Genomic DNA, 13,112 nt, shown 5'->3' with positions numbered 1-13,112 from the left:
CAGGGGACACCTTGCCACGATGTCAGGGTCAAGCCCGGGTCGCGCTCTCTCCGCATCCGGTGGCTGGTAGCGCGTCCTCCGCCCACACCGTCTTGCCCGGGCCGTCGCACCGCGGATACCAGCCCCAGCGGGCAGCCAGCCCCGCCACCAGCAGCAACCCCCGGCCGCCGAGGTCCCCCGCCCCCGGCGCCCGCACCTGGGCCGGTTCGGGCGGGGTCCGCTCGCCCCGCGTGTCGGTGACCTCGATGCGCACCGTGCGGGGGCATGCCGTCACCTCCATGCGGAGGTGGAAGCCCCGGCCGCCCACACGACCGTGCCGTACGGCATTCGCGGCCAGCTCGCCGACGACCACCACGACCTCCTCGTGCGGATCGGTCCCGTACGGGACACCCCAGGTGTCCAGCCGGTGCGCGGCCAGCCGGCGGGCCAGGCGCGCCCCGCGCGGGGTGGAGGTGAAGCGCATCTCGAAGGCGCGGCCCGACGCATCGGCCTCAGCCGCGGACCGCACGGTGCCGACGGCACCCGGGAGTTGATTCGTCACGCCCTCCACCGTCCCGTCGGCCGCACGGCGTGACCAGCGGCGACCCGACGACGCGGTCCGTTGTACGCGCACCACCTCCCCCCGTACGCGGCGCGGTGCGTGACGGGACCACGGGCGCCCGCCGTTGTGCACGGGAGGCGACAGGGGACACGGATGACCGAAGCTACGGAGCCGGGGGGCGAGGCCGTCATGGCCGACGACACGGACGGGACGACGGCCGACACGTCGGGGCAGGCGGTCGTCGCCGCGTTCGGGCAGACACTGAAGACACTGCGCCTGCGAGCGGGCCTGGAACGCGAGGAGTTCGGACGCCGCATCGGCTACTCGGCCTCCACGATCGCGTCGTACGAACAGGGCCGGCGCATCCCCTCACCGAGGACCATCGAGCGCGCGGACGAACTGCTGGGCGCCGACGGTCTGCTCACGGTGTGGAAGGAGCAGGTGGAGCGGGCGCAGTACCCGGTGTTCTTCCAGGGGATGGCGAGCCTGGAAAAAGTGGCCATCGAGCTGTTGTCGTACGACACGCTCGTGGTCAAGGGCCTCCTCCAGACAGAGGCCTACATGAGGGCCGTGCTGGCTATGCGGCGACCGCCCCTGGACCAGGAGACCATCGAGCAGCGGGTCGCGGCACGCCTCGCCCGCCAGGACATCTTCGACCGGCCGTCCGCGCCGTTGCTGAGTTTCGTCATGGACGAGTCGGTGCTGCGGCGCCCGCTGGGCGGAACCCGCGTGCTGCGGGAGCAGTTGGAGCACTTCCTCGTCGTCGGCCGGAAACGCAACGTCGAGATCCAGATCGCTCCGCTCCGCTGCGAGGAGAGCGCGGGTGTGGACGGTCCGTTCACGGTCGTCACGCGTGACGACGGCAGGAAGTTCGCGTACACGGAGGCCCAGGGAACCAGCACTCTCCAGACCGACCCGCAGCAGACGGCGCTAGCCGCCGCCCGCTATGGGATTATCCGATCCCAGGCTCTCACCCCGAGAGAGTCCCTGGAGTTCATCGAGAGGCTGCTGGGAGACCAATGAACACCACCGAGTCCTCACCCATCGCGCTCGACTTCACCTGGCGCAAGAGCAGCTACAGCGGAGCAGAGGGCGGCGACTGCGTCGAGGTCGCCGCCGGTACGGGGTCGGTGCACATCAGGGACTCCAAGGCGATGACCGGTCCCGTCGTCACCGTGTCCCCCGAGGCCTGGGCGGACTTCGTCACCCACGCCTGACGCCGCCCCACCCCGCTCCGTCGAAGCGGGAGCCCTGCCCTCCACTTCGGACGGCAGGGCTCTCAGCTGTCCGGGGGCACTCCCGCCAGGTCGATCTAGTGGGTCGGGAGAGGCGGAACACGGGCGGTGAACGCGCTCGCCATCCACCGTCCTCAGCTGCCGAGGTCCGACTGCACGACCTTGCGCAGCTCTTCGAGGTATGCCTCGAACCGCTCCCGCCCCGAGGGGGAGAGGCGGACTCTGGTGACGGCATGCCGTCGCTCGCGGAACTTGGCGATCTCCACGAGTCCTTCCTTCTCCAGGATCGCCAGCTGACGCGAGAGTTCCGACGTCGACAACTCCAACCCCTCTTGCAGCGCTGAAAAGTTGACCTGCTGTACGTGGCGTAGCGCGCCCAGGATGGCCAGCCGGTTGGGTGAGTGCATCACCGTCGACAGTCGGGCGCGCGGTTGCGGTGACACGTCAGCGCCTCCACCGCAGGACGAGGTAGGCGGCCAGCAGCGCCGCCGGCACGGCCGCCGCTACCCATGCGGCGGCCGTGTCCGCCGAGTTGCTCCACACCACCTTGAGACCCGGGATCGCCAGGGTGACCGGCACGAAGAGGAACACGACCTCCTCGACCTTGGTGTGCGGCCTCCGGCCAGGTCTCCTGAGATGGAACCACCGCCACCGCAACACCAGGGCGAGCGACGCCGCTAGCACGAGACACCCGACGAGCAGCGGGACTCGGTTCGCTCCGGCCACCGCGAGCACGGTGAAGAGCACCGCCACGGACAGGACCGTGAGGACACGTTCTCCCGCTGAAGCCGCCTGCGTCAGCGTCGGAGCCTCGTCGATGACCCGCAGTTGCTCCGCGAGGTCCGGATCCTGCCCCATGGGCGACCTCCAAGCTCTGGTTTCTCCCAACAGAGTACGCACCTAGTTTCCAAAAGTGCAACTAGTGTCCTTACAGGGAAGTGACGAGACGTCATGGAGTCACGACTCCCAGAACCAGGGACCGGAGCAGGGGCTGGGCAGGGCTGGGCAGGGGCCAGTGAACGGGCCGGTGGTTGCACACCCCCGCCCCCTCAGCGGCACGGCATGCTCATGTACAGGGCCTGCTCGCCCTCCGACGCGGTGCCCTCGTACAGGGCCGTATCCAGGCCGCAGAAGGTGAAGCCCATCCGCCGGTACGCGTGGACGGCGGGTGCGTTGATGTTGCTGACCTCCAGCCAGAGGTGCCCGGCGCCCCGCGCGCGGGCGAACTCCACCGCGAGCGCCATCAGGGCCCTGCCCACCCCGCGCCCCCGGTGCTCGGGGGCGACCTCGATGTCCTCGACGACCAGGCGGCGGTTCCAGCCGACGTAGGAGACGGCGACGAACCCGACCGGCGCACCGTCGGGCGTAAGGGCGACGTAGGTACGGGAGTTGTCGTCGTCCGCGTCGGCCTCGCCGTCGCCGTCGTGGGCGTCGGCCGGGAACACCTTGGTGACGGGCGGGTCCACCGGGACCTCCCGCAGCGCGAACCCCTCCTCGGTGAGGGTGACGCGGAAGACCGTGTCGGTGGTGAAGGAGCCGTCCAGTGCCCCGAGGGCCTCGGCGTCCTCCGGGAGGGCCGTGCGGTATCGGTAGGCGTAGTCGTCGACGGTGATCACGACACGACGGTACGGCCGCCCGCGCCACGGGATCACGGCCCTGGGCGCCGCCGGCTCACAGACGGACGCCGCCTGCCCGTGACAGTGGCGCCGTACGGACCGTGGTGTGAGGGTGGGAGGGAACGGGGACCGTCTTCCGAGGAGCACCCCATGAACGTCACCATCGTCGGCGCGGGGAACATGGCGCGTGGCATCGGCACCCGGGTTCTGGCGGGGGGACACACCCTGCGCCTGCACGACCGTACGAAGGCCAAGGCGGAGGAGCTGGCCTCCGCCCTGGGCGAGGGCACTGCCGGGGCGGACGTCTCGGCGGTCGACGCCGACCGCGCGACCGACGCAGACGTCGTCGTCCTGGCCCTGCCCTATCCCGCCGGGCGCGACATCGCGGCGGCGTGGGCCGAGGACCTGGACGGCACGATCGTCGTCGACATCTCCAACCCCGTCGACTTCAGCACCTTCGACCGGCTGGTCGTGCCCTCCGGCACCTCCGCAGCCGAGCAGATCGCGGCCGCCGCTCCCAAGAGCCGGGTCGTCAAGGCGTTCAACACCACGTTCGCCGGTCCGCTCGCGGAGGGGAAGGTCGCAGGACGGCCGCTGGACGTCTTCATCGCCGGAGACGACGACGCGGCCCGGCAGACCGTGGCCGACCTCGTGACCGGGGGCGGGCTCCGCCCGCTGGACGTGGGGCCGCTGCACTGGGCGCGCAGCCTGGAAGGGTTCCAGCTGCTGCACATGGCGTCCCAGGAACGGCTCGGCCTGAACTGGTCCAGCGCTCTGACGATCATGACGTGACCTGACGTGACGTGACGCGGCGCCCGCGTCCGCCCCGGACGGGCGGGAAGGCGTGAGACCGGTGATGCGGAGGCGTTGATCACCTCGCACCGCCGGTCTCCCGCGTACACGCGCCAGTCGGACACGTACGTACCGCCGGCCCCCGCGCGACGCACGCCGGTCCGACACGTGCGCACCGCCGGCCTCCCGCAGGAGACCGGCGGTGCGCCGCCCGCGTCGCGCCTCGTCCCTCAGTGAGCGGCGACCGCCACCGCGCTCTCCGGGACGTCCTCCGCCGCAGTCCGCGCCTCCGCGGCACGGCCCTTGATCCCGGCGACCGCGACCACCGCACCGATCAGGCAGAGCACGCCGGTGACGGTGACGGCCGAGTGCAGGCCGTTGACGAAGGCCTGGCCGCTGCCCTCCACGACCGCCGCCCGAAGCGGTCCGGGCATGTCGGAGGTGACCGGCGCGATGCCCATCGCCACCGCGTCCTCCGCCTTCTGCAGACCCTGCGCCACGGACGCGGGAACCCCGGCTCCGGTCAGCTCACCGAACAGCGACGAACCGGCCTTGCCGGCGATCACCGTCACCAGCACGGACGTGCCGAGCGCACCGCCGACCTGGAGCGCCGTGGACTGCAGGCCGGAGGCCACTCCGCCGTCCCTGACCGGCGCGTTGCCGATGATCGCGGCGGCGGTGGCGGGCAGCACGATGCCGACACCGAGCCCCATCGCGATGTACGACGGCCACATCGTCGCGTAGGACGAGTCGACGGTCCACGTCAGCATGCCGAACATGGCCGCGGCGGACAGGCACAGCCCCAGCGGGATCGTGGCCCGCGGCCCGAACCGCGCGGTCAGCTGAGAACCGATCGGGGAGGCGAACAGGGAGGCGATCGACATCGGCAGGGTGCTGATGCCGGCCTCGACCGGCGTGTAGCCGCGCACGTTCTGCAGGTACAGCATGATGAAGAAGATGCCGCCGAGCATCACGAAGAAGTTCAGCACCGTCATCACCGTGCCGGTGGTCAGCGAGCGGTTGCGGAACAGCCGCATCGGCAGCAGCGGATGCGCCTGCCGGGTCTCGTACCGGCCGAAGACGACGAGCAGCACCAGCCCGAGGGCGATGGAGCCGAGGGTCCCGCCGGACGTCCAGCCCCAGGTCTCGCCCTTGACGATGCCGAAGACGAGCGCGAGCAGTCCCGCGGCGAGGAGGACGACACCGGCGATGTCGAAGCGCCCGCCGCCGTCCGCGTTCCTGGACTCCTTGAGCACCGCCATGCTGAACAGCAGCGCGACGATCCCGATCGGCGCGTTGAGGTAGAAGACCCACGTCCAGTCGACGTGCTCGACGAGCAGGCCGCCGACGATGGGGCCGAGCGAGGTGGAGACGGCCGAGACCATGCCCCAGATGCCCACCGCGAGCGGGAACCGCCGCGGCGGGAAGACGGCCCGCAGGATGCCCAGGGTGTTGGGCATGAGGATGCCGCCGCACAGGCCCTGAAGGGCACGGAAGGCGATGACGCCCTCGATGCTGCCCGCAAGGCCGATGGCGACCGAGGTGACGACGAAGCCTCCGACACCGACAAGGTAGTAGAAGCGCCGGCCGAACCGGTCGCCCAGCTTGCCGCCGAGGATCATCGAGGCGGCGAGCGCGAGCAGGTAGGAGTTGGTGACCCACTGGAGCTCCGCCGTGGTCGCCCCGAGGTCCTTGCCGATCGCCGGGTTGGCGATGGCGACGACGGAGCCGTCGAGCTGCACCATGAGCAGGCCGAACGACACGGCGATCAGCGCGAGCCAGGGATTGCCCCGGCGGCCGGCGGGCTTGCCGGTGTCTGCCAGGGGGTCCGGAGCGGGATGGGCCACGGAAGTGGACGTCATGAAGAGAGCACGTTTCTTTCTCGGAACGGACGCGCGCACCGCACGACGAGCGGCCGGTCGACCAGGACCGGCGACCGGCGCACACGGGGTGCGGGCACTACGGGGTGAGGGGAACTACGAGGGTGAGGTGAACAACGGGGTGAGGTGAACTACCGGGTGCGGAGAACGACGGGGCACGCGGGACCACGACGTTCGGGACGCACCGGATGACCGGCACGCACCCCTGAGGCGCACGCGCGGGAGACACACAGCGCCCGAGCAGGCCGACGCCTCGGGAGAGGGATGGGGTGGAACGGAAGGCAGGAAGAGCAGGAAGAACGGACGGACGGACGGACCGGAAGAAAGGCAGAGATGCAGGCGGGCGGCAGGCAGACGCCGCAACGGCAGGGCCAGGACGAGGGCCCGGCCCTCGCGCCCGCCCTCACCCCCTCACCCCGCGTGCACGTGCTCGGCGGTCCGGCCCGTCAGCCCGCCGCGGGGTGCAGGTTGCGCGTGAGCGAGTTGAGCGCCCCGATGGCGGAGCCGAGCGCGTCCATCTCGCCCTCGGTCAGGGTGCGCAGCGCCTCACCGAGGTAGCCGCGCTCCAGGGCGGTCACCTCGGCGATGCGCTGCCGGGCGGTCGCCGTGAGGTGGAGACGGGCGATGCGCCGGTCGGTGCCGTCCTGCCGGCGCTCCAGTTCTCCCCGCTCCGTGAGCTGGGAGACCAGGGCGCTGACGTTGTTCGGCTTCATCAGCAGTGCGGCCGCCGCCTCGCGCACCGTGGTGCCGTCGTGCTGGGCGACGTACCGCAGCAGCGCGAGCGGGCCCTCCGGCGGTTTCGGATGGGGGTAGCCGGCGGCGATCCGCCGGTCCAGGGCCCGGTGCAGGGCAGGCAGGCAGGCCGCGAGCTCGGAGGCGACGCGGTCGATGCGCTGTTCGGAGGCACTGCTGTCGGACACACCCCGGATATTAGGTATGAGGACATACCTAAGTCAAACGGTCCGTGCGCACAGGCGGACGGCACGGCACCGCACGGTCCGCATCGGTCGACCCGCCCCTCGCTCCCGGCCGGGAAGGCGACGCGACGCGGCACGCTCAGAACGCGTACCGCACCCGCAGCCAGGGCGCCCGGGCCGCGATCAGGTCCCGCAGTTCCGCCACGGCACGGCGCTTGACGTCGCGGGCGTAGCGGACGTTGAGGTCGCCGTTCTGCGAGCGCTTCGCCTCCTGCACCTCGGGCCGCCACAGCACCTCCTCCGCCCGCGGATGCCAGCCGAGGTTGACATCGTGCAGCGCCCGGTTGTGGGTGAGCATGATGACCTCGCAGGCCGCCTGCTCCTTCACACGGGCGGGCAGCACGTCGTCGAGGTGGGTGAGCAGGTCGGCCCAGTCCCGCTGCCAGCCCTCGCGCAGGACGACGGGCGAGAGGTTGAAGTGGACCTCGTAGCCCGCGTCGAGGAAGTCGGCCGCGGCAGCGATGCGCTCGGCGACCGGACTGGTGCGCAGATCCAGCAGCCGGGAGTCGTCGGCGGGCATGAGCGAGAAGCGCACCCGGGTACGCCCCTGCGGGTCGAGGGCGAGCAGGTCGGGGTTGACGAACTTGGTCGCGAAGGACGCCTTCGCCGTCGGCAGGCCCCGGAACGCCGTGATCAGGTCGGCCGTGTTGTCGCAGATCAGGGCGTCGACGGAGCAGTCACCGTTCTCGCCGATGTCGTAGACCCACGCCTCGGGGTCGCACTGGTTGGGCTCGGGCTTCGGCCCCTGCGCCCGTACGTGGCGCCGGATGTGCGCCACGATCGCCTCGATGTTGGTGAACAGGGTGATGGGGTTGGCGTACCCCTTGCGCCGGGGGACGTAGCAGTACGCGCAGGCCATGGCGCAGCCGTTGGAGGGGCCGGGGGCGATCCAGTCGGCGGACCGGCCGTTGGGCCGGGTCGTGAGCGACTGCTTCACCCCCAGCACCAGCGTCTCGGTCTTGACCCGCACCCAGCGGGAGACGTTGCCGTCGTTGCCGTGCAGGGAGGGGATGCGCCAGTGGCCGGGCACCTCGGTGACCCGGACCCCCGGGAACCCGGCGACGATCTGGGCACCACGCGGGGAATCCAGGGCGGCCGGCTCCGCATAGATCTCCCGGACGTCCAGCATCCGGCGGGCCTGCTCACTGTCCCGGAACGGCTGCCGGGGCGAGGGTGCCGACGCCGGTTCCGGCACCGCGTCGGCCCACCCGAACAGGGTCTGCTGCTCGGGCTCCCCGGGGGCGGGCCGTCGCCTCGGGTGCTCCACGTACCGTTCCTCTCCTCGCCTGCGCGCCCTCCGGGTTCCGGGTTCCGGGTGGGTCCGACGGGGAAGGGCGAGGTGTTCCAGTATCACCCGGTAAGGACGTTACGCGGCGTACACCGCGTTCGCCCGGCCTCCGCCGCTCCGCCCCCCTCACCCCCCGCCCGCCGACGTCGGCCGGGCACACCCGGCGCGGCGGGCTGCTCCTCGCCTCACGCCGCACCTGCTGCACCAGCGGTGCACACTGGACGGATGGCAGATCCGGAGCACCGGGAGCAGGGCCAAAACCGGGAGCGGGAGCAGGGCCCGAACCCAGAATATGGCCGAGACCTGAACCGGGAGCAGGGCCGGCGGTTGGAGCAGGTCATCATGGACCTGCTGGAGCAGCGTGCGGCGACCTCCTCGATCTGCCCTTCCGACGCCGCGCGCACGGCCTACGAGGGTGACGACGACGGCTGGCGGGCGCTGATGGAACCGGCCCGCCGGGCCGCCTGGCGTCTGGTGTCGGCCGGCAAGGTGGAGGTGACCCAGAAGGGCCGCCCCGTCACGGAGGAGTCCGCCCGGGGCCCCCTCCGCATCCGCCGCGCCAGGCACCCCTAGCCCTCCCGGCTCCCGCATCGCGGCCGACGCGGCTCTCCCCCGAGGCTCGTCTCCCGCCCGCGTCGCGTACGACTCCCGAGGCGAACCGCGGGCACGGCTCGCCCGGAACACTGCCCACCCCCGCGCGCGACGGTGACGATGCGGCGGACATGTCATGGGCTCGTCACAGTGACGTAGCGAGGCCGGGTCCCGCGCACCCTTCAGGGCGCGATGACCGTGACATGGACAGACAGCAACCGTCCGTGCACGCCCACTCACCGGGAGACCCGATGACCGCTACCACCGTCCCCACCCGTCGCCTTCTCCGCCTCCGGGGCACCTATGCCCTGGGGGCCGCGGTGCTCGCCGCACTGCTGACGACCACCGCCTGCGGCCCCGACCAGGGCGATGGCACAGACACCTCGAGGCCCTCGGAGCGCACTGGCGCCAAGGGGCCGTCGGCCGAGGCCTCGCCCGGCGCTGACAAGGACGACGACCGCAACGGCGACGGCGGGGATGCCCCCGCGACCGACGACGGAACCGTATCCCTCTGCACCCTCGGCGACCTGTCGATCTCCGCCTCCCACTACGGCGCGCACGACGAACCGGTCCGTCACCTCCTCCTCGTCGCGACCAACACCGGCGACACGAAGTGCGACGTCCAGAACGCGCCCGAGGTCACGCTCGGGGACGGCCAGGGCCCCGCCCCCGTCCTGGAGGGCACCGCCAACGACGAGGTGATCACCCTCGCCCCGGGCGAGAAGGCGTACGCCGGACTGCGCGCCACCGGCGGGCAACAGGACACCTACGACGTGACGTCCATGAAGGTCACTCTGGGCAGCCCCGGCGGTGAGGCCGAGGCGGAGGAACCGGTCGACCTCCCGATGCCCGTCGCGTCCTTCCCCGCCGACGACGGTCAACGTGTCACCCACTGGGCCGGCACCGAGGGCCTCGCCATGCGCCCCATCACGCACTCCTGACACAGGAGCGGGGCGGGCCGAGGGCGGTCACGACCGCCGACACCGGCACGAACGCCCAGGCAGCCGCTTCGGGGCCACGGCCTCGGGGCGTGCCCTCTCCGCCCCGCACCCGGTGAGCAGCAGGGGCGACGTTGAGCAGCAACTCGTGCTCATGCCCCGAGACAAACGCTCAAGAAGCGTCAACGGGTTCCAGCACGGGCCGCTCAGGAAGCCCACCGTTCTTCTGACAGCGCAGTTCCTTGGCCATGGCCAGGGCGACAGAATGAGCCACCGTCGCATATGCGTCCTTCAACGCCTTGACGTTCTCTTCAGGCTCCCTCGCAACAGCCCAATGCTCCACCATGATGATGAGGTGCGCCAATCCCAGCGAGTCGGGCAATCTGGCTCCACGGCACGAAAAGAACACCATCGCCTTGTCGACCGCCGCCACCGTCCGCTCACCCATGTTCAGCTCGGTGAATTTCGACGCCGGGGAACCTGTCGGGGGATTAGGGCTCGCACCCCAACTAATCCTGATTTCAAAACCGGGTTTTCCAATCGGAGTGTAGACACCACAGATGTCGCGCCGCCCGACGTTGAGGTCGGGATACGCCTTGACAATATTTTCTGCGGCCCGCGCAACGGTGTACTCCTCAGTCGAAGCTTCGAACCGAGACGCCCCCGTGATCAACTCCAGCGCCCGCGACGCCTCGACAGAAATAGCATTTCCACCGCAAAGCTCTGTTCCCGCTACGACCTTGTAATCCTTCGGGACTTTCGGATTCCCGCCCTCTTTTTGATCCCCACTGCAAGCCGCGGATCCAAGGCACAACAAGCCAGCCAGAACACCTCTGAGAAGTCGCCCACGAACTGGCCTGAGATTGAATACCGAAAACCTCTTCATGCGCATCTTCCCACTAGAATCAACCCGTCTCCGGTTGATTTCCTACCTGCTGCGCCCGATCATTACCGGCCCCGTAACCAAGCAGCCTCGAATTTACCAAATCCTCCCGAAGCGTGCTGTCGTGTGAAATGTTGTGGCGCATCATGAAGCTCTCCAACGGAGCCTCGGTCATCTCCTCCCCGGCAGAATAAATCTTCTTCCTCTCTTGCTCGACAAGGTCCTCCACCTTTTCCTTGTGCTCGTCAACGGACTTGTCCGAGACTTCACCGACCAACTGGCTGATGGCCTGCTCAACCGCGCCACTGGCCGTGTCGGTCGCCACTGGGATGAGCACAGCGGCCGTACCGACGGCCGCTGTGGCAGGCAAGAAGGCCACACCGGCCGCGAGGGCCGCCGTGGCTCCGAACTCGACCCAACCCGCGCGCTGCGCGACCGCCTTCTCATAGTCCTCATGGGTCTTGAGGTGGGTCGCCTCCACCTGGTCGGCCCGTGACTGGTCCAGCATCCCCTGTACCTCGGCGCCCACACGCACGGCCGCCCTGGCGGGCCCTTCCTTGATCCCGTCCGGGCCCACGGTCCCCTCCAAGGCGCTGCGCGTGTATGCCTGTTCCGCGGTCGAAAGCGTCGCGTAGGCATCGGGATGCTGGCCCAAAGCAGTCAGGAAACCTCGGACAATACTCCGCCCGTCCCCGTCCTCGGTGTCCGCGAAGTCGATGCGCCCCTCCGGGTTTCCTCCCGGTGCGAACACGCTGTCCCGATGGTTCTTGTCCAGGGCCCAGTTGATGTCGTCGATGTACCCGGCGCCCATGATGCCCAGGCTGTCGGACATCACCTCGTGCTGCTGGAGCAGAGCCGGGTCGGCGCCGTACTTCTCCATGACCTGTTGCATGACAGCGGCATTCTCCGCGTCCCGCACCACGTGAGGGTCCGGGACTCCGGCCGGGTAGCCGAGGGTCGCCGCCTCCAGGGCGTGACCGAGGGCGTCCGGCATGTGATCGAGTGACGCCTCTCGTTCCTTCAGGTCCGGCGAGTTGACGTCGCCGAAGGACTCCCACTCCTCGTTCGCGAAGAAGTCGAGGTAGTTCTTGATTTCTTCCCCGTCCTTGTCCTTGCCCAGGTCGGCTGTGGCACCAGGGTTGACCGTGCCGTCCTCGTTGTAGGCCGTGGGAGTGTCCGTGAAGAACTTCTTCGCGGCGTCCGGACTGTTGCCGAGCGCCTCCAGCATGGCGGTGGTCGGGTCGTACCCGGCCCCGTTGACCCCTGAGGGGTTGAACGGATTCTTGTCGGGGCCGTTGAGGATTTTGCTGCCGGCGAAGAGCTGCGGATTCTTCTGATGCAGCTGCGCCACGTGTTCGGCGATCGGGTTGAGGAACTTCGCGTCATAGTTCCCGTACCGCATGATGCCGCCCAGCAGCTGGTACCCGAACGGGCGACCATGGTGGTACTGGTCCAACGAAATGCGCTCCGTGCCCAGCCTGCGCAGTTCCGGGCCCCACTTGTCGGTGAAGTCCTTGTCATGAGAGGCAGTCGCCAGGTTGAGGCCGAGGTTCTTCTGGAGGTCCTGGACGTCCTTGAGGCGTTGTGGGTCGACCTCGCCGAAGTCGTGTGTGTCCGTCGCGAGCTGGCCGAAGAACGCCAGCGCCTTCTCCGGCCCCAGCCTGTTGTAGAAGAGCTGGGCGAACTCGGCCGACTTGCTGTTGTCCGCCAGCAGTTCGTTGAGCTGCTGAAGCTGCGCGTGCGTGAGGTCCCGGCCCTTGGAGGCCAGGGCGACCGCGCGGGCGGCTTCCTCTTGGTCCAGCGTGGTGTACCTCGGAGCGCCGAAGTCCTTGCGGTCGGTGACGTTGGCCTCGAGGGTGTTCTTCAGGCTGACGTCTGTGTCGTTGCAGTTGTCGACGATGAGGTCGATCCGCTTCTGCCACTCCACGACCGCCTGCCGCTCCTTGCGCAGAAGCTGGTCGTAGTCGGGTTCGTGCCGCGCTCCCTTGATCTCGGACAGCGGTTGCCGTGGCGTCACCTTCCCCTTGCCATCCACGCGAACGCCGGCCGCGGGCCCCTCGTCGTCGCGAATGGCGATCAGGTCGGCCCTGGCCTTCTTGATGGCCGCGTAGCCCTCGTTCAGGATCCGGTGCACGCCCTTGGCCTCGGCCACGGCGTCCGTGAACTCCTTGGCCGTCTTGCCGATGAACTCCTTGGTGACACCCGCGTTGACGCCCTGCCAGGTCGCCCCGTCGGCCTTCTTCTTCATCCCGTCGCGGGCGTCGGTGGCGAGCTTCTCCAGCTTCCCCGCCATCTCGGACCAGTCGTCGACCGCCGCCTTCAGCTTGGTCAACGGGGCGTCGATGATGTCCTCGTACTTCAGCACGTCGCT

Annotated in this window: 14 protein-coding genes; 5 read left to right on the top strand and 9 right to left on the bottom strand. The window is 69.6% G+C overall.

Annotated features, from left to right (window positions below; translation table 11 throughout):
* Positions 1–28: 28 nt before the first annotated feature.
* A complete protein-coding gene (locus AB0F01_RS18675; protein WP_362096654.1) occupies positions 29–463 on the bottom strand; it encodes an ATP-binding protein in 435 nt (144 codons plus the stop codon).
* A gap of 267 nt (positions 464–730) precedes the next feature.
* Here AB0F01_RS18675 and AB0F01_RS18670 point away from each other — a divergent pair, with 267 nt between their 5' ends.
* Both AB0F01_RS18670 and AB0F01_RS18665 read left to right on the top strand, forming a co-directional pair.
* Positions 731–1,564 (top strand): helix-turn-helix transcriptional regulator, encoded by an 834-nt coding sequence (locus AB0F01_RS18670; RefSeq protein WP_362096651.1) that lies wholly within the window; start codon positions 731–733, stop codon positions 1,562–1,564.
* On the top strand, positions 1,561–1,758 hold the full coding sequence (locus tag AB0F01_RS18665) for a DUF397 domain-containing protein (RefSeq protein WP_362096521.1): 198 nt from the start codon (positions 1,561–1,563) through the stop codon (positions 1,756–1,758). The genes AB0F01_RS18670 and AB0F01_RS18665 overlap by 4 nt, the downstream gene beginning before the upstream one ends.
* A gap of 152 nt (positions 1,759–1,910) precedes the next feature.
* Here the strand turns inward: AB0F01_RS18665 and AB0F01_RS18660 are convergent, their stop codons facing one another.
* From AB0F01_RS18660 to AB0F01_RS18650, 3 genes are all read right to left on the bottom strand, one after another.
* Entirely contained in the window at positions 1,911–2,183 is a 273-nt protein-coding gene (locus AB0F01_RS18660) for a transcriptional regulator (protein ID WP_362096520.1), read from the bottom strand.
* A 37-nt stretch (positions 2,184–2,220) separates the two neighbouring features.
* Positions 2,221–2,634, bottom strand: coding sequence for a hypothetical protein (locus AB0F01_RS18655; protein ID WP_362096518.1), 414 nt, complete (start codon positions 2,632–2,634; stop codon positions 2,221–2,223).
* 191 nt (positions 2,635–2,825) lie between these two features.
* Positions 2,826–3,392 carry a GNAT family N-acetyltransferase gene (locus tag AB0F01_RS18650; RefSeq protein ID WP_362096515.1) on the bottom strand — a complete coding sequence of 189 codons (567 nt, stop codon included), beginning with the start codon at positions 3,390–3,392 and terminating at the stop codon, positions 2,826–2,828.
* A 150-nt stretch (positions 3,393–3,542) separates the two neighbouring features.
* Between AB0F01_RS18650 and AB0F01_RS18645 the strand changes: the two genes are divergently transcribed.
* Positions 3,543–4,184 carry an NAD(P)-binding domain-containing protein gene (locus AB0F01_RS18645; RefSeq protein ID WP_362096512.1) on the top strand — a complete coding sequence of 214 codons (642 nt, stop codon included), beginning with the start codon at positions 3,543–3,545 and terminating at the stop codon, positions 4,182–4,184.
* Positions 4,185–4,414: 230 nt separating this feature from the next.
* Here the strand turns inward: AB0F01_RS18645 and AB0F01_RS18640 are convergent, their stop codons facing one another.
* The 3 genes from AB0F01_RS18640 to AB0F01_RS18630 form a co-directional block, all read right to left on the bottom strand.
* Positions 4,415–6,046, bottom strand: coding sequence for an MFS transporter (locus AB0F01_RS18640; protein ID WP_362096510.1), 1,632 nt, complete (start codon positions 6,044–6,046; stop codon positions 4,415–4,417).
* 464 nt (positions 6,047–6,510) lie between these two features.
* Positions 6,511–6,984: a MarR family transcriptional regulator gene (locus tag AB0F01_RS18635; RefSeq protein WP_362096508.1), complete on the bottom strand. Its 474-nt coding sequence runs from the start codon at positions 6,982–6,984 to the stop codon at positions 6,511–6,513.
* A gap of 136 nt (positions 6,985–7,120) precedes the next feature.
* The gene (locus tag AB0F01_RS18630) at positions 7,121–8,257 is read right to left on the bottom strand and encodes a spore photoproduct lyase family protein (protein WP_362096648.1); all 1,137 of its coding nucleotides are present in this window, start codon (positions 8,255–8,257) and stop codon (positions 7,121–7,123) included.
* Between the two features lie 297 nt (positions 8,258–8,554).
* Between AB0F01_RS18630 and AB0F01_RS18625 the strand changes: the two genes are divergently transcribed.
* Complete coding sequence (locus AB0F01_RS18625; protein ID WP_362096506.1) at positions 8,555–8,902, top strand: DUF3253 domain-containing protein; 348 nt, start codon at positions 8,555–8,557, stop codon at positions 8,900–8,902.
* A gap of 269 nt (positions 8,903–9,171) precedes the next feature.
* Positions 9,172–9,861 (top strand): DUF4232 domain-containing protein, encoded by a 690-nt coding sequence (locus AB0F01_RS18620; protein WP_362096504.1) that lies wholly within the window; start codon positions 9,172–9,174, stop codon positions 9,859–9,861.
* A 169-nt stretch (positions 9,862–10,030) separates the two neighbouring features.
* Here AB0F01_RS18620 and AB0F01_RS18615 read toward each other — a convergent pair whose 3' ends face one another.
* Positions 10,031–10,750, bottom strand: coding sequence for a hypothetical protein (locus tag AB0F01_RS18615; protein WP_362096501.1), 720 nt, complete (start codon positions 10,748–10,750; stop codon positions 10,031–10,033).
* 13 nt (positions 10,751–10,763) lie between these two features.
* Entirely contained in the window at positions 10,764–13,106 is a 2,343-nt protein-coding gene (locus AB0F01_RS18610; protein WP_362096498.1) for a hypothetical protein, read from the bottom strand.
* Positions 13,107–13,112 lie beyond the last annotated feature (6 nt).

Origin of the sequence: Streptomyces sp. NPDC029526, from assembly GCF_040637405.1 — a bacterium.
Taxonomy (GTDB): domain Bacteria; phylum Actinomycetota; class Actinomycetes; order Streptomycetales; family Streptomycetaceae; genus Streptomyces.
Note: the sequence above shows the minus strand (reverse complement) of the source record. Positions and strands in the feature narration are given on the sequence as shown.